This is a genomic window from Pantoea sp. BRR-3P (assembly GCF_039621635.1).
GTDB lineage: Bacteria > Pseudomonadota > Gammaproteobacteria > Enterobacterales > Enterobacteriaceae > Pantoea > Pantoea floridensis.
On the sequence record NZ_CP155067.1, the window covers coordinates 226,822 to 247,882 of the forward strand.

Genomic DNA, 21,061 nt, shown 5'->3' on the forward strand with positions numbered 1-21,061 from the left:
CTGTGCGGTTATTATTGACCGTGCAAATGACGACGGAGTAAATCGCTATGTCGTACGTTGATGGTTTTGTTGTAGCGGTACAGGAGGCGAATAAGGAAGATTATCGAGCCATGGCGGCCAAGGCCGCGCCGCTGTTTAAAGAGTTTGGCGCCACGCGTATCGTTGAGTGCTGGGCTGATGATGTTCCCGTGGGTACGCAGACGGATTTTTATCGCGCGGTAAAAGCCGAAGAGGGAGAAACGGTGGTATTTAGCTGGATTGAGTATACGTCGAAAGAGGTTCGCGATGCAGCGAATGCCAAAATGATGTCCGATCCGCGCATGAAAGAGCTGGGTGATAATATGCCTTTCGATGGCAAACGCATGATTTACGGCGGATTCGCGATATTGTTGGAGGAGTAGCTGTCAGGTGCGCATGAATGCGCACCCTACGAAAACCCAGCTTAATCAACGCAGGGGCGCCATTAATAACATAATGCCGATCGGTGAAGTGCCGCATCAAATCACCGCACCTTGTAGCGGCGCGATTTATCGTGCAATGCGTGCGCAACCTGTTGCGTTGATTGGCGATAGCGGATTATTCGGGTAACGTGGAATGCTTATCTACGTACCTATAATAAATTACCGCGCGTTAAGCTGCAGGAGAGTCAGGCCATGACCATTAATTCCAACCTCGTCGGTGTTATTAGCGATGAACTCATCAATCCGAATAGTATAAAACTGCTGAATGAGGTGACGCGTCAGCTCAATGAGCGCGGCTTCATCACTCTCCTGCTGAATGTGACTTCACGCGAAAACTATCAAACTACCTTGCGTAATCTGGTGCAGCTCAACATTAGCGGATTGGTATTTCTGACATCGCTGTTTGACGATGAACTCAGCGTGGCGACGGATATTCTGCCGCAGGTCGCGACGGTGCACCTCAGCCCAAGCGTCAGTGCAAATGCCAATGTGGTGGTTGCCGATGGTTATAACGCAGGCGCAGAGATGGGATTACTGCTGCTAGCGCAAGGTCATCAACGGTTTGGTTTTATGCATAGCCAGCAAAACACGGCGCCCGTTTGCCAGATGGCGGGATTTGTCGCGAGTTTGCAGCTCGAGCAGAAAGCGCTGAACCTTCAGCTTTACGCAGGCGGTAATGCGCGCGAACGGGCCTATGAGGCTATGATGGCGTATCTAAAGAAAACGCGCGCCGCCGAGCGCATTAATGCCCTCTTTTGTGAGAGCGATGTGCTGGCCTTTGGTGCCTTACAGGCAGTGCGCGATTTTGGCCAGGGGGCACATGTCGCAGTGGTTGGTTTTGATGATGTTGATGAAGCGCGGGCCTCCACATGGCATCTCACCAGCTGGGCGCAACGGTGTGATTTGCTGGTGGCCGAAGCGCTCAATCGCTTACTTGAAAACCGCGTTGATACCAGTGGCTCGTGGCAGCAAGGCGAACTGCAGGTACGTCACTCGCATCAGGGCAAACCTGTGCCGGGCGAGATGTCGCAGTGTGGGTGTGCGATTCGCCATTGATAATTAAGATTTGAGTGCTGGAGGTAAGATTTGATGCTGTGGCTTATCGCCAAATATGCCATCACGGCGGGCATGGTGGTGCTGATATCTGAAGTGGCAAAACGTAGCGATCGCCTCGGCGGATTAATTGCCGCGCTGCCGTTGGTGACGGTATTGGTGCTGATTTGGATGAAGCTGGAAGGGCAGAGCCAGGCCAAAATAGCCAGTCACGCGTGGTATACCTTTTGGTATGTGGTACCTACATTGCCAATGTTTGTGGCCTTTCCCTTTCTCTATCAACGCTGGGGATTTTGGCCGACATTACTGGCGAGCTGCGCACTCACCATTCTGTTATTTCTGCTCTGGGCAACGCTATTAAAACGCTTTGGTATTGCGCTAATGTGAATGCGGTTAAGTGCGCGTGAACGCACCGATACTAATGCTTGGTATCGTCACTGGCGTCACGGTTACGAAAAATATGCGTAACATTATCCGTGCTTTTAAGTGCCACGCCAGCGGCTTGAGGTGTTTCAATATGGTTCATGACTTCAGTCATTGCTCGGCTAAACGCTTGTTGGCGCGCTGAATCATATTCGAGCGCAGCCATTTTACGCAATTTATCGAGCAGGGCGCGTGATGAAATCGGCCCAGATTTTTTCAGCAGCTGTAAAATTGCATCGCCCATGATGATATCAGTGAGTCGTTCTTCATCACTTCTGTACATAAATACTCTCTAATTACTGCCGTAAAGCATCGTGGATTCAGTGTCATGCAAACGCGAAAGACATAAAACCACGTGGATAATTTTCAAGCCGATAAAGGAGATTTTCACGCTTCGCGTTCTACTGAGAACATCAGTCCAATCAATTGCTGATAGTGAATTTCCTCTTCCGTTCCGCGCGCCTGCTCCATGCGGCAGAGCAATTTGGTGCAAAGCGATTTGCGACTGAGCGTACGTCCGGAACGCAAAATTTCAACCACGAGTTGGCCGAGCGTTTCCTGCTGTGAAGGTAAAGACGCTTCATTAAAGTAACGTGCGATGGCGTCTGAAGCCGCTGAGTAATTACGATCCTGGCGCATGGTTCATCCCTCGAGGTTAACGTGGCTAAAAGCCCATTAAACTTATACAAATAAAATTAATCTGTACAGGAATATGACGAATCCCCGAGGCGCCATTTTAGCCAAAAGTGCTAATTTATTGTTAACAATAACTTAAGAGAAAACATGATTTGAGCGTTGCCCTGTCTCAAATCATGCGGCCTTAAGCTCCTCAACCGTCTGTCGAACGCGTGATCGCTTCCCAGCGATCGATCTCCTCGCTATATGAATGCAGTTTTTCCCGCACTAATCTGAGTGCGTCACTGCCTAGCAGCAAATGCGCTGGCGGGTCGCGGCTTTCAATCACGTCCAGCATGGCGCGTGCGGCTTTAATAGGATCGCCCAACTGCTTGCCGCTTTTCTCTTCACGCGCCTGGCGAATAGGATCAAACAGCGCATCATAATCCGGAATGCTGCGCGCGCTACGTACCATAGAACGACCGGCCCAATCGGTACGGAATGAACCGGGCGCCACGGCGGTGACATGGATATTGAACGTTGCCAGTTCTTTACTCAAGGTTTCCGATATTCCTTCCAGCGCGAATTTACTACCGCAGTAATAGCTGATGCCCGGCATAGTGATAAAGCCGCCCATCGAGGTGATATTAATGATATGACCACGGCGACGCTGACGCATAAAAGGCAGCACCGCTTTTATCATCGCCACTGCACCAAATACGTTAACGTCAAATTGTTGGCGCATCTCATCCAGCGATGACTCTTCCATAACGCCTTCATGGCCGTATCCTGCATTATTCACTAGCACGTCTATCGGACCAATTTGCGCCTCAATATCTGCAATCACGTCATCTATCGCCGCGAAATGGGTAACATCCAGCAGATAGGCGAAAGCATTTTTGCTTTCTGATGCTATAAATGCCGCTTTCGCGGTGGCATTGCGAACCGTACCAACCACGCGATAGCCCCTTTCTAACGCGACCTGAGCCAGTGCGCGACCAAATCCGCTGCTCACACCGGTAATTAATAACGTTTTTACGTTGGACATTTGTTGTCTTCCTGAATGAATGGAAGGTGCATATTATTCTCATTGCATGCTAAGTTTAAGGCCGGATATTGTTGTTATATTGCCTAAAGTTATGAGTTCAATCTTTCGATGATGAATGAAACGTTACAAAATCAGACGGTGGAATTGCTGAAAGCTTTAGCGCCACAGGAGGGCTATAACCTCACCGCACTGGCCGATGTGCGCATCCTGCGTTCCGATCGCCCGCTAGCACGCACGCCTGTCCTCTACGATCCGGGTATCGTGATTGTTTGTCAGGGTTCGAAACGTGGCTTCTTTGGCGATCGCGTCTATTTGTACGACGAGCAGCACTATTTGGCGGTCTCGGTTCCCGTGCCTTTTACAATGGAAACCGCCGCGTCGGCAGAACATCCGCTGCTGGCCATTTATATGCATCTGGACTTCAACGTCGTGACCGAACTGATGTTGCAGCTGGAGCAGCAGGAGGTGGGGTTTGAGGTTAAAGCGGCGCAGAGCATGATGTCGAGTCCAATGGATGAAACGCTGCGGGAAACGGTGCTACGTTTTCTTACTGCGCTAAACCACCCGCTGGATGCAAAGATACTCGGCCCCTCGCTGGTGCGCGAGCTCTATTATCGCGTACTGACCGGCGCTCAGGGCAGTGCGCTGCGATCGGCTCTGACATTGCAGGGGCGATTTGGCAAGGTGGGGAAAGCGCTAAGCCACATTCATGCCTACTATGCGCAGCCGTTAACGCTGGGTCAGCTGGCGGCGGTAGCGGGAATGAGCGTGCCCACCTTTCACACGCATTTTAAAAACATTACCAATCAGCCACCTATGCAATATGTTAAATCTGTCCGTCTGCATCAGGCTCGCATGCTGATGGTTCGCAGAGAGATGACCGCAGCGGCAGCGAGTCATGCTGTCGGTTATGAAAGCGCTTCACAGTTTAATCGCGAGTTTAAACGTTTGTTTGGTTTACCCCCTGCAGAAGAGATTAAACGCATGCAGCGTAACTTTGCAGTGCCGCCTGCGCATCAGGCATCGGTGTTTGTATCATCGCATTAAAGCCGCGTATGCTATAAATGATAACCATTATCATTTTTACGTGAGGCAAATGTGCAAACACCATTGGGAAAGGAATTAACCGCTGATTGTTGCATCGTCGGCGGAGGGCCAGCGGGTCTAATGCTTAGCTATTTGCTGGCGCGTGCGGGATTAAAGGTGGTTGTTATTGAGAAACATCCTGATTTCCTGCGCGATTTTCGTGGTGATACGATTCACCCGTCCACGTTAGAAATTATGCACCAGCTTGGGCTGTTGGATGAGCTGTTGGCATTGCCGCATCAACGCGCCGAGAAACTCCAGGCGGAAGTGGCGGGAGAAGAGGTCACGATGGCTGATTTCTCTCGTTTACCGGTCCAGTGCCGCTTTATCGCCTTCATGCCACAATGGGACTTCCTTAATTTCCTGGCGGATAAAGCCGCTCAGTTCCCCGGCTTTACGCTACTGCAATCCACCGCTTTTGATGACTTTCTCTATGAGAAAGGTGAAATAAGTGGCGTGCAGGCGTTACAGGGTAACGAAAAGTGGGTCGTTCGGACTTCTCTGGTGATCGGTGCAGACGGCCGCAATTCACAAGTAAAAGCGCAAGCGGGGTTAACCGGCAAAAGCTTCGGTGCGCCGCGTGATGTGTTGTGGTTCCGCCTGGATAAACAGCCTGATGATCCTGAGTGGGGTATGGGGCACAAAGGGCCGAAGCAAAACTTCATCGTCATCGATCGGGGGGATTATTGGCAGTGCGGTTACACCATTCAAAAGGGGCAATTTGAAGCGCTGAAAGCGGCAGGATTAGAGGTGTTGATCAACGCTATTGCGCAGGTTGCCCCTTTCAGCGCTGCACGCATGGCAGAAGTAGATGAGTGGGAAAAGCTCAAGCTATTATCTACTCGTATTGACCGTCTCGATCGCTGGATGAAAACGGGCGTGTTGTGCATCGGCGATGCCGCGCATGCGATGTCACCGATTGGCGGTGTTGGGGTGAATCTGGCGATTCAGGATGCTGTCGCGACCGCCAACATGCTGACCAGCCCTTTGCTAAAGGGCAATGTCACGTTGCGCGATCTGCAAAAAGTGCAGCAGCGTCGTCAATTTCCCACCGTCGCCACTCAGTTTCTACAAATCAAGATGAGCGGCGGCAAGCGTAAACGCACTACGCCGAGTAAAGTGCCGCAACTTATCAACCGCTTTCCCTTCCTGCGCCATCTTTTTGGGCGACTGATTGGATTAGGATTCCGCACAGAAAAGCCGCAGCACCTCTGACTTAAGGCTCGTTAGTTAAGCGTGAATCGGTCACCATGAATGGTGACCCAACGTAGGTATAGCCGGGTTTTCGTAGGATGCGCATTCATGCGCACCTGCATAAACAGGCATTTTTTTGCTTAACCGATCGGCATTCCAGCATCTCTGACTCGGTTTAAGCCAAAAAAAAGCCCGCTAAGCGGGCCGGGTAAACGTTACCAATTTGGAAATTCTCGTTGCAACGCATTGCTGTGTGCTGCGTCACTATATTAGCAACGTGTCGCTTGTAGTACAGGAAATGATCAACGAGTTAATTTTGTTGAATGGATAAGCATTATGGTTTCACTGCACGTGTTGACCACCAACACAGTAGAGAACCGAAGCTCACCATGGCGGTGCCTTGCCAAAAGGACGTCGTCAAATGTGAGCGAAGAATAAAGGCGGCAAGGAGCGAAGAGATTATTGGGATGAAATAGGATGCGGCAGCCAGCACGGTGACGTTACCGTGCAAAATCCCCACGTTCCACGCGGCGTAGCCAAAGCCCATCGCGACAGCGGCCAAAGCCAAACTGCTCCATGCCGCAACGGATAAGTGAAACGGAGGTTGGGGGGAAAGCAGGAATTTCAGCCAAAGCGTCAATGCGGTTAAAATAAAAAACAGCGTTATGCCATTGCTGCCATCAGCAATTTTCCTGGTTACAACACAATAAACTGCCCAAATAACCGCGCCGCTAAAGGCAAGGCCGTAGCTCAAAGGATTATCCATTACGTTGCGGGTTATTTCGCTGAATGAAAAACCCTGGTCACCGCCGAGCACGCGGCAAATCCCCGCCACGGCCAGCAACACACCGGGAATAATCAGCGGGCTGGTTTTTTGGCGATTGACGATGACCGCTAATACGATTGTCATACTCGGCCATAAATAATTGACCATGCCGACCTCAATCGCCTGCCGACCGCTGTGAGTAAAGCCTAACGAGAGTGACAAGCAGAGTTCATAACAAACAAAGAGCACGCTGCCGAAGAGTAAATAACGGCGTGAAAAGCGGCGTAAGGAAGGCAATCCGACGCTAAACAGCAGCACAACTGCGCTCGCGCTGTAGATGAGCGCGGCACCGCCAACCGGTCCAAAACCTTCACTGACGGTTTTAATCAGTCCTACGATGGTGCTCCAGAGTAAAATGGCAATCAAACCAATTAGTGTGGCTCTTTTTTGCGGCATGGCCCGCTACCTTAATGAGCTATATCGGGCCAAAATCCTATCAAATCATGTTCTGTTTGTATTGCTTACCACTTCATTTCGCCGGTATTCACTTTGGCAATGAGCTCCAGCGAACTCTCATCGGGTAAATGAGGATAGGACGCTTTCATGGCCGCGATCACAGGCGCTGCTTGCTTATGCTGCTGCAACGTGTGCTCAAACGTTTGTAAATAGTGGGACGTAAAGGTGATCGCCGCATCTCCAGCAGGGCGAGTACCGAGGTAATGCCCAGGAATGACCACCTTCGGCTGCAGTTTTTGCATTTCGCTCAGGACACTGCGCCATTGCTGACGAATGGCTGGTGTTTGCGTATCGGCAGTCCACACATGAATGCCTGCCGCCACGCCGGTGCCGCCCAAAATCGCTTTATTGGCCGGGATCCATACATAAGCGGCGTAATCATGGGGGTGACGCAGTTCCAGCGTTTCGCCATCGACGTTAAAGCGGGTGGCGTCGGTCACCTGTGGCACATACAACTGCTTGGGTGCACCGTCTTTCATTAGTGGCCCCCAATACGCCAGCTTGGCTGCTTTGGTGGCTTCAATATGCGTTACCACATCGGCTGACGCCACAATCTTCACCTGCGGGAACGCTTTTACGATCGGTTCAAGTCCAAAGTAAAAGTCAGGATCGCCGGAAGTGATGACAATTTGCGTAAGCTTTTTGCCGCTGGCTTTAATCATCTGCACCAGTTTTTCACCGTCTTTAACGCTGAATTGGGCATCAAACAGCATGGCTTCATGCGGGCCAGAAACCAGTGTGGAAGAGACCGGGAAAATACCCTTTTCTTGCGGGTTATAAACTTCTAACTGCAACGGCGCGGCAACAGCAGGCAGGGCGCTTAACGCCAGGGCCAGCGACAGTATTTTCATTTTCATCACGTTATCCTTTATCTGGCAATGTGCCGTATTCAGGACGCTATTGTAGAGAAATCAGCGGCTGCCAGAATTCCCGAAAATGGATATGATCAGTTTCGTAAAACGATCAAATGGAGCCAATATGGATAGAGTGACGGCAGCTACGGTATTTAACCGAATTTGCGAACTGGGCAGCCTAAGCGCAGCTGCACGCGCGCTGGATATCTCGCGGCCGATGGTGAGTCGCTATCTTGAGGAGATGGAGAAATGGGCAGGTGCACGCTTGCTGCACCGTTCATCGCGTAAGCTGACTATTACGCCCAGCGGTGAAAAGATCCTCGAAAAAACCCGGGCGCTGGCCAGGTTAGCTGAAGATATCGCTGGTCAGGAGGCAGATGGCCAGCCGCAAGGCACGCTGCGAGTCGCCTGTGCACACTCTACCGCCACGCATATTCTGGGTCCGATGATTCCAGGATTTCTGGCGCGTTATCCGGCGGTGCGCATTGAGCTGGAAATTAACAACCAGCCGGTGAGCCTGATTGGCGAACGCATTGATGTTGCGGTGCGTATTACTGACGATCCCGAACCGGGCGCGATTGCCCGGCGCTTAGGCGAATGTATTTCGGTGGTGTGTGCAGCTCCGGATTATCTGCAAGCCCGCGGTACACCGCAAACGCCGGATGATTTGGCCCAGCATAATTGCCTGCATTACAGCCGTTTTGCCGGACAGCGTTGGCAGTTCTACGATACACAGGGCGAAATCATTTCTACAGAGGTAAACGGTAATTTCAGCGCTGGGATCTCTTCGGTACTGTGTGACGCAGCAATCGCTGGCTGCGGTTTGGCGATGGTGCCGGAAATGGAAGCGCGGCAGGGGATCGACAGCGGACAACTTCAAACCGTGATGCCCCATTATCAGCCAAAGACGTTGGCGATCTACGGACTGTATATGTCGCGCGATAGGCAACCCGCAGCGCTGCGTGCCTTTCTTGATGCGGTGAAATTGGCGATAAGTGTTGGGTAAGCATTCGACACACAATGACACGACGGTAAATAGTCTACTAATCATTAACTTATAAATGATTGGTCGCTATTTAAAGTGGCATTTTCAGCCTGAAATCGCCAGGGTGTGATGGAATTTTGCTCAGCGTCGACCGCAATAAAATGATGGCACCTGGCCCGTTACGCGGCGAAACATGGTGGAAAATGATGAGCTGCTGTCATAGCCGAGGGACAGCGCAACCTCGTTAACTGATTTCCCCGCCACCAGCAACGCAAGTGCCGTGACCACACAGGCGCGCTGTCGCCAGGCGGAAAATGACAATCCGGTTTGCTGCAGAAATTGGCGGCGAAAGGTACTCGAACTCATAAACAGCGCTTTGGCCCAGCGATCGGCTGCATCATGAATGGTCGGCGCCTGCAGGAAAATCTGACACTGTGCCAGCAATGCCGGATGCTGGGGCAAAGGGATATCAAATTCGCGTGCCGGCATCGACGCCAGCTCCAGTAGCAGTAACTTTATCAAGGCTCGATCGCGTTCGCTTGCATATAACGCTGGTAAATCAACGGCTTCAATCAACAGCTGGCGCAGCAAGGGTGACACGCTGATCACGCTGCAGCGATCGATATGACGTAGCGATGCTGCACAGTGCGGTTCAATGTAAATGCTACGCGTTGCAACTCCCTCAAACCTTACGCTGTGCGCGGTATGAGGGGGAATCCACACGGCATGCTGAGGCGGCACCACCCATTCTCCTGATTGGGTGGTAACGTGCATCAATCCCGTCGCGCCATATAACAGCTGTGCACGACGATGGCGATGTTCTGGCAGCACAAATCCTTGCGCATAGTGGTTACCGAGCGCAACCACCTCGCGATCCAAATGATCGTATTGATCGATATGACTGTTGCGCATTTCACACACCCGCCAGGATTGACCGGTTTGCAAGAGTAATCGAGCGCTGCACAAATGGGAAGCGGGCAGTTTACTGCGTAAGCTGCGAAGCTCTTTTGCGATGCAGGGAAACAAGATGAGCGATTTGTTGATTATTGCGCTGGCGGGGTTTACCACCGGCATCACCACGGTGTTGTTTGGTTTCGGCGGTGGTTTTGTGGTGGTGCCTTTTGTCTATCAGCTGTTGATGCAGCAGCCCCCGCTGGCTGCCAATGCGATGCACATCGCGGTGGCGACCTCCACGGCAGTAATGATTTTTAATGCCGGCTGGGCCAGCTACCAAAACTGGCAGGCAGGCAAACTGAATAAAACCACGCTATTACCGCTGTTATGGTTTATTGCTTTGGGGGCGGTAATCGGTTCATGGCTAGCCGGGCAGATAAGCGATAGCGGAATACGTCGACTCTTTATGGTTTACATGGTGGTGACCATCGGCGACTGCCTGCTGCGTAAAGGTTTTTTTCGACGTACGGAACCGCGCGCGTTATCACATCTCACCACCATTGCGGGAGGGAGCATCATTGGCATTATAGCGGCAATGTTGGGCGTCGGTGGCAGCGTAATGACCGTGCCGCTATTGCGCCGACACGGCAACGCGATGCGCGACTGCGTTAACGCAGCCAATCCGCTGTCATTACCGGTCGCCATTTGTGGCACCCTCACTTACGCCATCAGCGGCTGGCAGCATATTCCCGCCAGCGGCTATCTGGGTTTTATCAATCTGAAAATTTTGCTGCTACTGGTGATCGCTGGTTTCATGGGGATTCTGTTTGCACGGCGATGCATCCCGGCGGTGGCGGATATATGGCATGCGCGCGTTTATGTACTGCTTTTGTGCGCGGTGCTGGTAGCCATTGCCATTTAAACGCTTTAGATAGGACAGCGATGATAGTCCGCAACTTTCACGATCATTAAGCCAATTTTAAGCTTCACCGCGTACAGTGCCTTCACAGTTACAACCATCAGTAAACGAAGTCAGGATAGAAGGGTGGCAACAGAACTCCTGTTAAACACCCGCGTCTACAGAGCGTACTGAGCTATGAATAAAGCGCTGGAGTGTTTCTTTGTTGCGATTACTGTTTCTTCTGATGGGTGGATCAGCATTGCGGTCCGGCTGGGCTTATCTCGCTGGCCTGGGCGTGCTCTGTATTGTCGCGAGTGGTGGCATCGTCATTGATTTAATGCAGCATGGACGCGTCTCTTTTCCGCTGCACGCATTAGGTCTGTTCCTGACCGTGGAAGGCATAGCCGAAGCGTTACGCGCTATTTATGCACACGCTGGCATTGCCTGGCCGTCACTGGTGAAATCCGCAGTGCTGATGCTGCTCGGCGTAGCGGTGTTCTTGGTGCCGCAAGAGAGCGGTGTCTGTATTTCGCTAGCCTTTGCCGCCGCCTTTTTACTGGATGGTGGTTTTCGCATCATCTCGTGTTGCCTGATGCGCTGTCGTCGCTGGACGCGCAAGTTGACGCTGGGCTGTGCCGAGATGCTGTTTAGCGTATTGATTGCTATGGATTGGCCGCTCTCGCCACACGTCATTGTGCCCGTGTGTTTTGCGCTTTTGCTGACGGGATGGGGAATCAATTTGCTGTTTATGGCGACGCAAATTCATGCCTTACCCGCCAACACCAGCGTGACCGCATTGCCGATCTTCACGCGTAAAGGGCTGCGTGCGCCTCACGGCTTGGGATACGTGCATCCCCCTTTGAACCACCAACCGGTGAGTGTTCCGTTGAACATCTATATCTGGACGCCAATGGGGTCGGGTGAAGTAGCAGGACGTCGACCCTGGTTTGACCGATGGGTTGCTGCAATTGACCATCGTGGTGAGGTCTCCACCGGGCATACCTCGCTGGAAATGGGCGATGAGATATATATTAGCCTCTATCCTGCTGATGATGTTTCACGTACTTTTACGGGATTTATCAGAACGTTGCGTGCGAAGGAGGAGTTTGATGTGGAAGGTTTTCTGCTGCCGTCGCTGGAGAAAGAGATCAAAGCATGGTGCCGCCCTGACAAACGTTTAACGCTCGTGCACTACAATCAGGCAGCGCTGCGCAATTTCTGGCTCAGCAACGCAGCTGACACGCGTTATAACCTCACTTCACGCAACTGCTCAACCAGTGTAATCCAGGCGCTGGATGTGGCTACCGAAGGTTTGCTCGGGGAACGAGGATTGAAAGGCCTTTGGGTACTATTTAATCCCGATTTTTGGCTATTAAGCCTGGTACGCAGCCGTGCCGAAGGTATGACCTGGACGCCAGGCTTAGTGATGGATTACAGCATCCTGCTGCGCCGCGTGTTGCAGCCGGGAAACCGTTATAGCGCCTGCAGAAGGGCAGCAAACGGGTTGCGCAACGAATTACACAGCGTGCTGAGCAATAAAAAACTCGGCCACCGATCCTTAACGCGTTAGTTGAAAGCCGTGCTGCTGCAAGATGCGTTGCGCCATCCCGGACATAATAAACTGAGCAAAAGGCTGCGCTGCGGGTGAGCAACATGCCCAGCCATATTCAGCTTGTACGTTATAAGGCTCAGGAATATCAAACACCTGTAGCCCTGTGCAGCGGCGCAGGCGTGGTGCATAACTGACGTAGCCAATAAAAGTGTCAGCATAATGATGTTCAATCAGCCATTGGGCGGCCAGTTCACCGGCTGGCAAGGCTAAACTCTCCGCTCCACCAACCAGGGGGCGCGCTTTCCGCCTTATTCTTTCACCTAATCCATGATGAAGCCGTTCGATATTATCAAAAAGCTGCCAGGTGTAATCGCCAGACGGATCGCAATGCGGCGTTGAGGTCGCCAATCGTAAATCATTCCGACGCAGCAGTGCTAACCAGTCATCACCCTGCGTGACAACGTCACGATTGACCGTCAGGCAAAGCGCATTCGCTGCAAATATGCCCACGGCGCAAGCCCGTCCCTGAGCCAATAACCGTTGTGGGTGCAACATATTAGCGGAGGCAAAAAAGTCACAGTGTTCACCCGCTTCAATGCGCTGACGCAGCAGTCCCGCCGGGGCAAAATCAGTGGTCATCGCGAGGCCGGTAAGAGAGGTGAAATGTTTCTCTAGATCCGGCCAGACCGCCCGCAGGCTACCGGCTGCCAGAATTTGCAGCGTTGTCATGATAATGTGTCCGGTAGAAGCGCTGATACCAGCGGTCAGCCTGCTGCTGCATGTCGATATCGTGGAATTTTTGCGGATAGAGTTTTTTCGCCATCCACAACTCGCCTAAACCCATCGCTTCTGGCATCGGATAGCCCCACGCCTTGGCGTATTCCGGCATAAGCCACACTTGATGATTTTTCACTGCGTCAATGGTTTGCCAGCGTGGGTCATGCTCGATCGCCTGCACCACCTGTGGATAGCGGTCCTGCACGAAAATTACCTGCGGATCCCACGCCACAACCTGCTCCATGCTGACCTGTTTGAAACCTTGCACAGTGGTAGCAGCGACATTGAATGCCCCCGCATGCGCCATCATCAGGCCGGTATATTTACCTGAGCCGTAAGTGGTGAGGTCAGGGTTCGCCATATAGGCACGTACGCGCTGCTGTTCAGGAATATTTTTTAGACGATCGCTCACCATCTTACGCCCGGCGAAAGCGGCATCAATCAACGCCTGCGCCTGCTCAGGCCTGTTTACCACATCGCCAATCAGCGTAATGCCTTCTTTAATGCCGCGCTCGTAAGCCTGATCTTCATTTTGCATAGTGGGATTGATTTTGCCTTGCTGGCCCGCGTCGTCGTGCCGAAGCGAAATCGCCAACACTGGAATCCCGAGGGCGGAGATCTGGTCGATCATCTCCTTCGGCGCATAGTTAGTGACAAACACCACCTGCGGATGCAGCGCCACCAGCTGTTCGAGATCAACGTGAGTCAAGTCACCCAACATCGCTTTATGGGTTAACTCCGGTACCAGTTGGGCATAGCTATCGCCTAACTGCTGTTTCCAGTTCGCCAGAATACCAACAATTTTATCCGTCGCATTCAGCTGCACGAGTAGATTTAAGGTTTGATGTTGCAATACCACTACGCGATCGACCTCATCCGGGATAGTCACCTGGCGACCTATCTGATCGGTTACCACGCGGCTGGCATAGCTGTGAAGAGAGGTAAAAGTAAGTAAGCCGGCGAGAATCAGCCGGCCGTAGGTCATCTTCATAAAAGCTCCTTGCTTCGTTATGCAAGGGATTATATAGCGATTGGCGGGGCCGGGATATGAAAGTTTACGGAATGATTCGTGCCGCACGTAGCTGAGCAAACAGGCTAAAGAACATCTCATCTGTCGCCTGAAAAGCAGTGAAACCCGCGCGGCGCAGCTTACTGCCATCGCCAAACATGTCGTAATCCCAGCTAAAGACAAAATCGGCAAAGTGGCCATCATTTAATCGTAAGATATCTGGTTCGCTGAGCTGATGTTGTTCAGCGATGCGGCGCCAGAGATCGCGGTAATCATGAAACAGTTGATGAAACGATAACTTCACTGCGGGCGCGGTTTCCAGTTCAAACCAGCGAGCAATAGCAGGCCAGAGTTCGCTCCAGCGCCATAAATCACCGTTATTCACATTGAAGGCCTGATTATGTGCAGCGGGCGCGTCGGCAGCCCACAGCGTGGCCTGAGCGAGCAGTTCGGCATCAGTATGATCCACCATGCTATGCCAGGTTTGTAACGATCCGGGAAAGCGCAACGGCAAACGTTGAGATTTACACAGCGAAGCGTAGATCGCGATGCTCAATGCCAGATTCATGGCATTACCCGGTACCGGGCTGCCTACCACGCCCGGGCGCAGAGCATGCCAGTGCCAGGATTTGCCACGTTGAAAATCGCTCAGCCAGCGAAGCTGTTCCGCATTAAATTCTGCGCCCGCCACGCCAGCATCGCTTTCACGCGCGGGGGTTTTGAAGGGGCCCAAATGTGCACCGTAAACTTTATAACCCTGCATCAAACTGACGCTGCGTAGCGGCGCGATGTTCTCCATATTACTGACCAGATTACGCAGCATAGTGACATTAGGCTCAACCATTTCCCGCCAGCTTGCTGCATTCAGCCAGGCGCTATAGAAAATATGCGTAACCTGGTTAAGCGGTGCCAATGCGTGTGCGCTCTGTTGCGCATCCAGCAAATTTGCATTGATCAGCGGAATATCATCACTGTGTGCTGTTGGCTGGCGTGTAAGACCAATGACTTGCCACTGCTGTTCGCGTAGCGTTTTTATCAATTGGCTGCCGACGATACCGGTTGCTCCGGCCACCAGCGCGACCTTTTTACCCTGTGTTTGTGCCATTTTGCTTCTCCTGAATACAAGACAAACACAGTGTTATCTATTATTTTAAAAGCTGATATCCCACAAATCCGATGAAAATTATTAAAAAAATCACTAAATGAATAATAAGCTCAATGCTATCAATACTTTTGTGCGGGTTGCTGAGGCGGGTTCCTTTTCTGCCGCGGCGCGACAGACCGGAATGAAACAATCGGCCGTTAGCCAGCAAATCGCCGCGTTAGAAGAAGAACTCGGTGTGGTATTGCTGCATCGCACTACGCGTGCCATGGCATTAACCGAGCAGGGCGAGCGCTATTTACAGCAGATGCGGCCACTGCTTGCTGCAATGCAGGAGGCGGAAAGCCAGCTGCGTTCGCAGCAGTCGGCACTGCAAGGCAACGTGCATATTCAGCTGCCCAGCGGATTGGGCCAGTTGTTTTTGCCGCACTTGCTGGCCTTACAGCAGCGGCATCCACAACTACATCTCACGATTGCGCTAGAGGATCGCATTGCAGAACTGGTGAGTGAAGGTGTTGACGTTGCCCTGCGTTTGAGTGAAACACCACCCGACAGGTTTGCCGCGCGAGTGCTAGCACGCATTGAAACGCCGCTTTTCGCTGCGCCAGAGCGGGTGCGGGAAACCCCGATTACTACCCTGGCGCAGCTTGCCTCTCATCCCCACGTTCGCTTTAGCGCAATTCCTAAAGACGCGCCGCTGCGTCTGATTTCCGATTCCAAAGCGGTGACGCTGGCGGTGGATACCGTGTTCCGTGCCAATAGCAGTGAGGGATTATTGCAGGCGCTTCAAGCGAACATTGGTGTTGGTGGCATGCAGTTACCGCTGGTAGCCAAAGCGTTAAAAGCCGGTTCGCTGAGACGAATTGTGCCGGAATATCGGTTACCTGACAGATTTCTGTATGCGGTATTTCCCGACGCGCGCTTTATCCCCCTGAGAGTCCGACACATTGTTGAGCTGATCGAACAGGTGCTATCTGAGTTAATACAGGTAGCAGATCAGTCATAACACGGCGAACGCCATAATGGCGCATCTCTGCGCCATTATCGTGCTTTTATCCTTTCGCTTTGCTGCGTAAAGATGCATAAGTATTCGATCTTGTATCCAAGTCCGTATCCCATCTGGCTTTGCTTCACGCCTCGCGCTTTCTGGAAAGTATTGGCACGTAATCTGCACTATCCCCGATAAGTTCTACATCGGGAGTATTCACATGTTTGATGCACTGTTGGATGAGGATGCCACCACGCTCGCGGCATTAGTTCATCGCGGCGAGCTTTCGGCGCGTGAGCTGACGCAAGCAGCTATTGATCGCATGGAACAGCGCGAGCCACTCATTAAGGCGTTTTGCACCGCAACGCCAGAGTTGGCGCTGCAGCAGGCGACGGCGATTGACGCCAGGCGCAGGCGCGGCGAAACGTTGGGTGCGCTGGCTGGCGTGCCGCTGGCGGTGAAAGATCTGATCTGTACCGCTGGGGTAAAAACCACTTCCGGATCTGCGGCCTATGCCGACTTTGTTCCGCAAGAGGATGACATCACCGTGGAACGCCTGCTGGCCGCTGATGCGGTGCTGCTGGGTAAAACCACGGCGCCAGAATTCGGCTACAGCGGGGTTGGGCACAATCCGCTGTTTCCTTCACCACGCAATCCGTGGGATCTCAGTAAAACGCCGGGCGGTTCAAGTGCCGGTTCCGGAGCGGCGCTGGCAGCGCGCTTATGTCCCATGGCGTTAGGCAGCGACGGCGGCGGTTCGGTGCGCATTCCCGCTGCGCACTGTGGCGTGTACGGGCTGAAAGCGTCGATGGGGCGCGTACCGCTGTGGCCAGGCTGTCGTGATGAGCGTTATCCCGGCGTCTCCAGCTGGGAATCGCTGGAGCATATTGGGCCAATGACGCGTACCGTGCGTGACAGCGCGCTCATGATGTCGGTGATGGCGGGACCGGATATGCGCGATCGCCACTCCATTCCCTGTAATGACGTCGACTGGCTGACGGCGCTGAATAAACCGCTGGACGGCCTGCGTATCGCCTTTAGCGCTGATTTTGGCTATATCACCGTCGATCCCGAAGTGCGTGACGTTGTCACTCAGGCGGCGCGACGTTTTGCCCGTGAACTGGGCGCTGAACTGGAAGAGGTCGATCCGGGTATCGCCGACGAAAGTGCCACCTTTGCTGCGCTGGTGGCATTTGAAAGCGATTTGGCGGGCATGCGTCAGATGCAAACAGCGCTCGGATCGCGGATGTCGCCGCACCTTGCAGCCATGCTTCAGCGCGACTGGCGTGCGGAAAACTTCACCGATGCCAACACCACGCGTAAAAAACTGTGCAATCAGATGTGGCGCTTTATGCAGCGCTACGATCTGCTGCTTTCGCCGACGCTGGCGGTACCACCGTTCCCGCTCAACATGCAGGGGCCGGAGGTGATTGATGGCCGCATGGTGCGTAGCGATCACTGGCTGTCGTTCTGTTTCCCCTTCAACTTTACCGGCCAACCGGCGGCGTCTGTGCCGGCGGGCTTCACCGCCAGCGGATTGCCGATTGGCATGCAAATTGTGGGTCGTCATCTGGACGATGGCCTGGTGCTGGCGGCAAGTGCCGCATTCGAGCGCATTCAACCCTGGAATCACATCGCCTGTTCATTCGGAGTTACCCATGACTAACAAAAATTCACCTGCTCTTGAGCAGGAGTTCGAACACGAGCCGGTGCCGCTTAGCCATCGCCATTCAACCGGCTCGGTCTCTGCGGTGTGGTTCGGTTTTCCGATGATCCTCACCAATGCGCTATTCGGCGGCATCATCACCTGGCATCTCGGTTTTTGGCCGGCATTGATAGCGATTTTGCTGGGTAATCTGGTGCTGTTTGCTTACGTCGGGGCGCTAAGCTGGTTTGCGGGTAACACCGGTATGAACTTTGCGCTGCAGGCGAAGCGCACCTTCGGCACCAAAGGCTACATTCTGGTGTCAGGTTTTCTTTCTACCGTGGTTATTGGCTGGTATGCCTTTCAGACCGGCCTAACCGGTACGGTGATCCATCAAACTTTTGGCTGGAACGCGCTGGCAGTAACGGCGTTTGCGATGGTGTTGTACACCGCCATTACTTTCCTGGGCGTGCGGGCGTTGTCGGTGCTGGGTCTGATTGCCGCTCCGCTGTTTGTGATTCTGGGAGTGGTGGCACTATGGCTGATTGGTCAGGATCACGATTTCAGCACCGTTACCCAGTTTAAGGGGAGTGCCAGTGCGGTCGGCGCGATGAGCATGGGTACGGCAGTTACTATGGTGGTGGCCGGTTTTGCCGATTCAGGCACCATGACCGCTGATTTCACTCGCTGGTCGAAAGATGGGAAATCGGCGGTGATTGCTGCGTTCTCTGCTTTTCCGCTAGCGAATGTTATCTCTTATCTGTTTGGTGTGGTGATTGTAGCCGTTGGTGCGGCGGTGGACCCGGCGAGCAACGGCGGTAACTTCCTGCCGATGCTGATGGGGCATGGCATGTTGCTCTCGGTCATTGCCTTCCTTTTCGTATTCATCAACCTTGGTTCCGTGTGCACGCATTGCCTTTATAACGGTGCGGTCGGCTTTAGCCACCTTTTCAGCAGCAAAATGCGCTTGTGGACGGTGATCCTTGGCGTCATCGGCGGGGCGCTTGCGCTTGCTGGGGTGTGGTCTTATTTCCTCGAGTGGCTCAGCTTGTTAGGTATTGTGGTGCCGCCATTTGGCGCGGTGATGATTGTCGACCTGATCTTCATGGCAAAAGTCAGCGAGCAGCGTAAATCACGTCGTTTACGAGGCAGCGCCTTCGCGGCCTGGGCAATAGGCAGCTTGTGTGCGGTGATTGCACATGTTGCATTTCCACAATTTGGTGAAGCGGTGATTGGTCTGGTTACTGCCGCCGCTAGCTATACGCTGATTGTTAAATTTAAGCGTGAGAACGCAATCAATGTGATGGAGGAAAAAAATGCCTGATTTCGCTATTGATTCAACCCCTTACTCATGGCCGTATGACGGCCGCTGCAGCCCGCGCGATACCGCGCTGATCGTCATTGATATGCAGACTGATTTCTGCGGCAAGGGCGGTTATGTGGATAGCATGGGTTACGATATCGCCTTAACGCGTGCGCCCATTGCGCCACTGCAACGCGTGCTGGCAACGATGCGTGAATGGGGATTCCCGATCATTCATACCCGCGAAGGTCATCGCCCTGATCTCAGCGATTTGCCCGCGAATAAGCGTTGGCGTTCTAAGCGGATGCAGGCAGAAATTGGCGCGCCTGGTCCGTGCGGCCGCATTCTGGTGCGCGGTGAACCGGGCTGGGAAATCATTCCGGAACTGGCGCCGCTGCCGGGTGAAATCATCATCGATAAACCGGGCAAAGGCTCATTTTACGCCACCGATTTGGAGTTGATCTTACGCAGTCGCGGTATTCGTAATCTGATTATCAGCGGTATCACCACCGATGTTTGCGTGCATACCACACTGCGCGAAGCTAACGATCGCGGTTTTGAGTGCCTGGTGCTGGCCGATTGCTGCGCCGCTACTGAGTTAAAACATCATGAAGCGGCGCTCAGTATGATCCATATGCAGGGCGGGATTTTTGGTGCGGTGGCCACTTCGCAGACTTTGCTGGCGGGATTTGCCAGCGAGCAGCTGGCCACGATGCGTTAACGTTGCAACCAATTTTCATAGTGCTCCGGCCACGCCACGGTGGGTGTGCCGGGCCTGCCCATGCCAAAGCCATGTCCGCCACTGCTGTAACGATGCATCTCAACCGGAACATGCTGCTGCTGACAAGCATCGGCCATGATCAGCGTGTTGTGTGGATCAGAGATCGGATCATCCTCAGCCTGCACCAGAAAGAAGGGCGGCGAGTGCGGATTCACAAATTGCTGCACGGACCAACGTGCATCTTCGCTTGCGGGCGCATTGTTGCCAACCAGAATCTTGTGCGTTGAAGTGTGTGTATAGGGCTGCTCCAGCGTGATGATCGGATAGATGAGCGCCGCGCGGTCGGCGGTCGGGGGCTGATTATCCAGCGCATCCGTGACCTTATAAGAACGGAAGTCCGGTCGTGTCGCTGCCATGCCGAGCAGGTGCCCACCGGCCGAGAATCCCAGCACGCTGACATGCTTTTCACGCTGCCGTACTATGCGCAACGCGCGCTGTGCATCCTGCAATGAAACTGTCGCGCCATCTTTCCAGCCTTCATGAGGCAAACGATAGCTCAGCACATAGGCGGTATAACCGCGCGCGGTCAGCCATCGGGCGGCGGGCCAGGCCTCTTTAGCCATTTCTATGCGCGTGTAGCCACCGCCGGCGGCAACTAATACCGCGCTGCCATTGGGCTTAGCAGGGGTTAATACCGTAAGCGTGGGCTGTGCAATATTGCGCTGCGCGCCTTTGTCTGAGATCACCACCTTGCCAGCAGGGCCGCCGCCGCCGGGCGGCAAATCAGGCCAAAGTGGTAAAATTGTCGTTGTGACATGCGTGGCTGCAGCAAACGTCATCCCGCTGCGTATGGCCAGCGCCGAAAGCGAAAGGCAGGATAAAAAATGGCGGCGATTCATGGTAGATCCTCATGAAATGGGTGATTTATTGAAGCAGAAAAATCAGCAGGAGGGCGCGGCTTTGTATTACCAAATGCGACGAGGGAATTTAACGTTTATAGTTACAACATACTTTGATGTGGTTTTTTGATCCGGGCTTTAGCGATATTGCTGTGGTCTTTATTCAGGGACTTTATGTTGATGCGGGAGTGTGAAAATCAATCAACAGAATATAGGCATAGGTCAAGCATATGCGTATGCTTCACATATGTGCATTGTGGAGGAAACTC

22 protein-coding genes are annotated in these 21,061 nt (G+C 53.1%); 12 read left to right on the forward strand and 10 right to left on the reverse strand.

The window, feature by feature from the left end:
- Positions 1-47 precede the first annotated feature (47 nt).
- The 3 genes from AAGR08_RS20640 to AAGR08_RS20650 all read left to right on the forward strand — a co-directional run bounded on the left by AAGR08_RS20640 (position 48) and on the right by AAGR08_RS20650 (position 1,901).
- Positions 48-401: a DUF1428 domain-containing protein gene (locus AAGR08_RS20640; protein ID WP_097097966.1), complete on the forward strand. Its 354-nt coding sequence runs from the start codon at positions 48-50 to the stop codon at positions 399-401.
- A 252-nt stretch (positions 402-653) separates the two neighbouring features.
- Complete coding sequence (locus AAGR08_RS20645; protein ID WP_345830633.1) at positions 654-1,517, forward strand: substrate-binding domain-containing protein; 864 nt, start codon at positions 654-656, stop codon at positions 1,515-1,517.
- Between the two features lie 33 nt (positions 1,518-1,550).
- A complete protein-coding gene (locus AAGR08_RS20650; RefSeq protein ID WP_097097964.1) occupies positions 1,551-1,901 on the forward strand; it encodes a DUF3147 family protein in 351 nt (116 codons plus the stop codon).
- A gap of 31 nt (positions 1,902-1,932) precedes the next feature.
- On the opposite strand, the gene AAGR08_RS20655 is transcribed toward AAGR08_RS20650, so the two are convergent.
- The 3 genes from AAGR08_RS20655 to AAGR08_RS20665 all read right to left on the reverse strand — a co-directional run bounded on the left by AAGR08_RS20655 (position 1,933) and on the right by AAGR08_RS20665 (position 3,600).
- Entirely contained in the window at positions 1,933-2,220 is a 288-nt protein-coding gene (locus AAGR08_RS20655) for a hypothetical protein (protein ID WP_345830634.1), read from the reverse strand.
- Between the two features lie 104 nt (positions 2,221-2,324).
- Entirely contained in the window at positions 2,325-2,576 is a 252-nt protein-coding gene (ycgZ, locus tag AAGR08_RS20660; RefSeq protein ID WP_097097962.1) for a regulatory protein YcgZ, read from the reverse strand.
- Between the two features lie 190 nt (positions 2,577-2,766).
- Positions 2,767-3,600 carry an oxidoreductase gene (locus AAGR08_RS20665; protein ID WP_345830636.1) on the reverse strand — a complete coding sequence of 278 codons (834 nt, stop codon included), beginning with the start codon at positions 3,598-3,600 and terminating at the stop codon, positions 2,767-2,769.
- Between the two features lie 111 nt (positions 3,601-3,711).
- On the opposite strand from AAGR08_RS20665, the gene AAGR08_RS20670 reads away from it, so the two are divergent.
- Entirely contained in the window at positions 3,712-4,647 is a 936-nt protein-coding gene (locus AAGR08_RS20670) for an AraC family transcriptional regulator (protein WP_097098338.1), read from the forward strand.
- 120 nt (positions 4,648-4,767) lie between these two features.
- A complete protein-coding gene (locus tag AAGR08_RS20675; RefSeq protein ID WP_345830638.1) occupies positions 4,768-5,901 on the forward strand; it encodes an FAD-dependent oxidoreductase in 1,134 nt (377 codons plus the stop codon).
- Positions 5,902-6,214: 313 nt separating this feature from the next.
- Here the strand turns inward: AAGR08_RS20675 and yddG are convergent, their stop codons facing one another.
- Together yddG and AAGR08_RS20685 are read right to left on the reverse strand one after the other, a co-directional pair.
- Positions 6,215-7,102 (reverse strand): aromatic amino acid DMT transporter YddG, encoded by an 888-nt coding sequence (gene yddG / locus AAGR08_RS20680; protein ID WP_345830639.1) that lies wholly within the window; start codon positions 7,100-7,102, stop codon positions 6,215-6,217.
- Between the two features lie 65 nt (positions 7,103-7,167).
- On the reverse strand, positions 7,168-8,019 hold the full coding sequence (locus AAGR08_RS20685; protein ID WP_345830641.1) for a Vmh family MBL fold metallo-hydrolase: 852 nt from the start codon (positions 8,017-8,019) through the stop codon (positions 7,168-7,170).
- A gap of 121 nt (positions 8,020-8,140) precedes the next feature.
- Between AAGR08_RS20685 and AAGR08_RS20690 the strand changes: the two genes are divergently transcribed.
- Positions 8,141-9,022 (forward strand): LysR family transcriptional regulator, encoded by an 882-nt coding sequence (locus tag AAGR08_RS20690; protein ID WP_345830643.1) that lies wholly within the window; start codon positions 8,141-8,143, stop codon positions 9,020-9,022.
- Positions 9,023-9,142: 120 nt separating this feature from the next.
- On the opposite strand, the gene AAGR08_RS20695 is transcribed toward AAGR08_RS20690, so the two are convergent.
- A complete protein-coding gene (locus AAGR08_RS20695) occupies positions 9,143-9,913 on the reverse strand; it encodes a helix-turn-helix transcriptional regulator (RefSeq protein WP_345830644.1) in 771 nt (256 codons plus the stop codon).
- A 115-nt stretch (positions 9,914-10,028) separates the two neighbouring features.
- On the opposite strand from AAGR08_RS20695, the gene AAGR08_RS20700 reads away from it, so the two are divergent.
- On the forward strand, positions 10,029-10,817 hold the full coding sequence (locus AAGR08_RS20700) for a sulfite exporter TauE/SafE family protein (protein WP_345830646.1): 789 nt from the start codon (positions 10,029-10,031) through the stop codon (positions 10,815-10,817).
- A gap of 199 nt (positions 10,818-11,016) precedes the next feature.
- A complete protein-coding gene (locus AAGR08_RS20705; RefSeq protein WP_345830647.1) occupies positions 11,017-12,366 on the forward strand; it encodes a DUF308 domain-containing protein in 1,350 nt (449 codons plus the stop codon).
- Here the strand turns inward: AAGR08_RS20705 and AAGR08_RS20710 are convergent.
- The 3 genes from AAGR08_RS20710 to AAGR08_RS20720 form a co-directional block, all read right to left on the reverse strand.
- Positions 12,355-13,077, reverse strand: a complete 723-nt coding sequence (locus AAGR08_RS20710) for a substrate-binding domain-containing protein (RefSeq protein ID WP_345830648.1) — start codon at positions 13,075-13,077, stop codon at positions 12,355-12,357. The genes AAGR08_RS20705 and AAGR08_RS20710 overlap by 12 nt on opposite strands.
- On the reverse strand, positions 13,046-14,110 hold the full coding sequence (locus AAGR08_RS20715) for an ABC transporter substrate-binding protein (RefSeq protein WP_345830809.1): 1,065 nt from the start codon (positions 14,108-14,110) through the stop codon (positions 13,046-13,048). Before AAGR08_RS20715 ends, AAGR08_RS20710 begins: the two co-directional genes overlap by 32 nt.
- Before the next feature lie 70 nt (positions 14,111-14,180).
- The gene (locus AAGR08_RS20720) at positions 14,181-15,239 is read right to left on the reverse strand and encodes an SDR family oxidoreductase (RefSeq protein ID WP_345830650.1); all 1,059 of its coding nucleotides are present in this window, start codon (positions 15,237-15,239) and stop codon (positions 14,181-14,183) included.
- Positions 15,240-15,336: 97 nt separating this feature from the next.
- Between AAGR08_RS20720 and AAGR08_RS20725 the strand changes: the two genes are divergently transcribed.
- The 4 genes from AAGR08_RS20725 to AAGR08_RS20740 all read left to right on the forward strand — a co-directional run bounded on the left by AAGR08_RS20725 (position 15,337) and on the right by AAGR08_RS20740 (position 19,893).
- A complete protein-coding gene (locus AAGR08_RS20725; protein WP_345830652.1) occupies positions 15,337-16,242 on the forward strand; it encodes a LysR family transcriptional regulator in 906 nt (301 codons plus the stop codon).
- A 202-nt stretch (positions 16,243-16,444) separates the two neighbouring features.
- Positions 16,445-17,890, forward strand: coding sequence for an amidase family protein (locus tag AAGR08_RS20730; RefSeq protein WP_345830654.1), 1,446 nt, complete (start codon positions 16,445-16,447; stop codon positions 17,888-17,890).
- On the forward strand, positions 17,883-19,193 hold the full coding sequence (locus AAGR08_RS20735; protein ID WP_345830656.1) for a cytosine permease: 1,311 nt from the start codon (positions 17,883-17,885) through the stop codon (positions 19,191-19,193). The genes AAGR08_RS20730 and AAGR08_RS20735 overlap by 8 nt, the downstream gene beginning before the upstream one ends.
- Positions 19,186-19,893: an isochorismatase family cysteine hydrolase gene (locus tag AAGR08_RS20740; RefSeq protein ID WP_097097947.1), complete on the forward strand. Its 708-nt coding sequence runs from the start codon at positions 19,186-19,188 to the stop codon at positions 19,891-19,893. Before AAGR08_RS20735 ends, AAGR08_RS20740 begins: the two co-directional genes overlap by 8 nt.
- On the opposite strand, the gene AAGR08_RS20745 is transcribed toward AAGR08_RS20740, so the two are convergent.
- A complete protein-coding gene (locus AAGR08_RS20745; RefSeq protein WP_345830658.1) occupies positions 19,890-20,792 on the reverse strand; it encodes an alpha/beta hydrolase in 903 nt (300 codons plus the stop codon). The two genes, AAGR08_RS20740 and AAGR08_RS20745, sit on opposite strands and share 4 nt — an antisense overlap.
- Positions 20,793-21,061 lie beyond the last annotated feature (269 nt).

Bases quoted from the DNA above. Each gene is read 5' to 3' on its own strand.
- AAGR08_RS20665 (WP_345830636.1), bottom strand. From the start codon at position 3,600: ATGTCCAACGTAAAAACGTTATTAATTACCGGTGTGAGCAGCGGATTT.
- AAGR08_RS20650 (WP_097097964.1), top strand. From the start codon at position 1,551: ATGCTGTGGCTTATCGCCAAATATGCCATCACGGCGGGCATGGTGGTG.
- AAGR08_RS20725 (WP_345830652.1), top strand. From the start codon at position 15,337: ATGAATAATAAGCTCAATGCTATCAATACTTTTGTGCGGGTTGCTGAG.
- AAGR08_RS20685 (WP_345830641.1), bottom strand. From the start codon at position 8,019: ATGAAAATGAAAATACTGTCGCTGGCCCTGGCGTTAAGCGCCCTGCCT.
- AAGR08_RS20740 (WP_097097947.1), top strand. From the start codon at position 19,186: ATGCCTGATTTCGCTATTGATTCAACCCCTTACTCATGGCCGTATGAC.
- AAGR08_RS20640 (WP_097097966.1), top strand. From the start codon at position 48: ATGTCGTACGTTGATGGTTTTGTTGTAGCGGTACAGGAGGCGAATAAG.
- AAGR08_RS20735 (WP_345830656.1), top strand. From the start codon at position 17,883: ATGACTAACAAAAATTCACCTGCTCTTGAGCAGGAGTTCGAACACGAG.
- yddG (WP_345830639.1), bottom strand. From the start codon at position 7,102: ATGCCGCAAAAAAGAGCCACACTAATTGGTTTGATTGCCATTTTACTC.
- AAGR08_RS20695 (WP_345830644.1), bottom strand. From the start codon at position 9,913: ATGCGCAACAGTCATATCGATCAATACGATCATTTGGATCGCGAGGTG.
- AAGR08_RS20690 (WP_345830643.1), top strand. From the start codon at position 8,141: ATGGATAGAGTGACGGCAGCTACGGTATTTAACCGAATTTGCGAACTG.
- AAGR08_RS20715 (WP_345830809.1), bottom strand. From the start codon at position 14,110: ATGACCTACGGCCGGCTGATTCTCGCCGGCTTACTTACTTTTACCTCT.
- AAGR08_RS20670 (WP_097098338.1), top strand. From the start codon at position 3,712: ATGAATGAAACGTTACAAAATCAGACGGTGGAATTGCTGAAAGCTTTA.
- AAGR08_RS20655 (WP_345830634.1), bottom strand. From the start codon at position 2,220: ATGTACAGAAGTGATGAAGAACGACTCACTGATATCATCATGGGCGAT.
- AAGR08_RS20710 (WP_345830648.1), bottom strand. From the start codon at position 13,077: ATGACAACGCTGCAAATTCTGGCAGCCGGTAGCCTGCGGGCGGTCTGG.
- AAGR08_RS20720 (WP_345830650.1), bottom strand. From the start codon at position 15,239: ATGGCACAAACACAGGGTAAAAAGGTCGCGCTGGTGGCCGGAGCAACC.
- AAGR08_RS20730 (WP_345830654.1), top strand. From the start codon at position 16,445: ATGTTTGATGCACTGTTGGATGAGGATGCCACCACGCTCGCGGCATTA.
- AAGR08_RS20700 (WP_345830646.1), top strand. From the start codon at position 10,029: ATGAGCGATTTGTTGATTATTGCGCTGGCGGGGTTTACCACCGGCATC.
- AAGR08_RS20745 (WP_345830658.1), bottom strand. From the start codon at position 20,792: ATGAATCGCCGCCATTTTTTATCCTGCCTTTCGCTTTCGGCGCTGGCC.
- ycgZ (WP_097097962.1), bottom strand. From the start codon at position 2,576: ATGCGCCAGGATCGTAATTACTCAGCGGCTTCAGACGCCATCGCACGT.
- AAGR08_RS20675 (WP_345830638.1), top strand. From the start codon at position 4,768: ATGCTTAGCTATTTGCTGGCGCGTGCGGGATTAAAGGTGGTTGTTATT.
- AAGR08_RS20645 (WP_345830633.1), top strand. From the start codon at position 654: ATGACCATTAATTCCAACCTCGTCGGTGTTATTAGCGATGAACTCATC.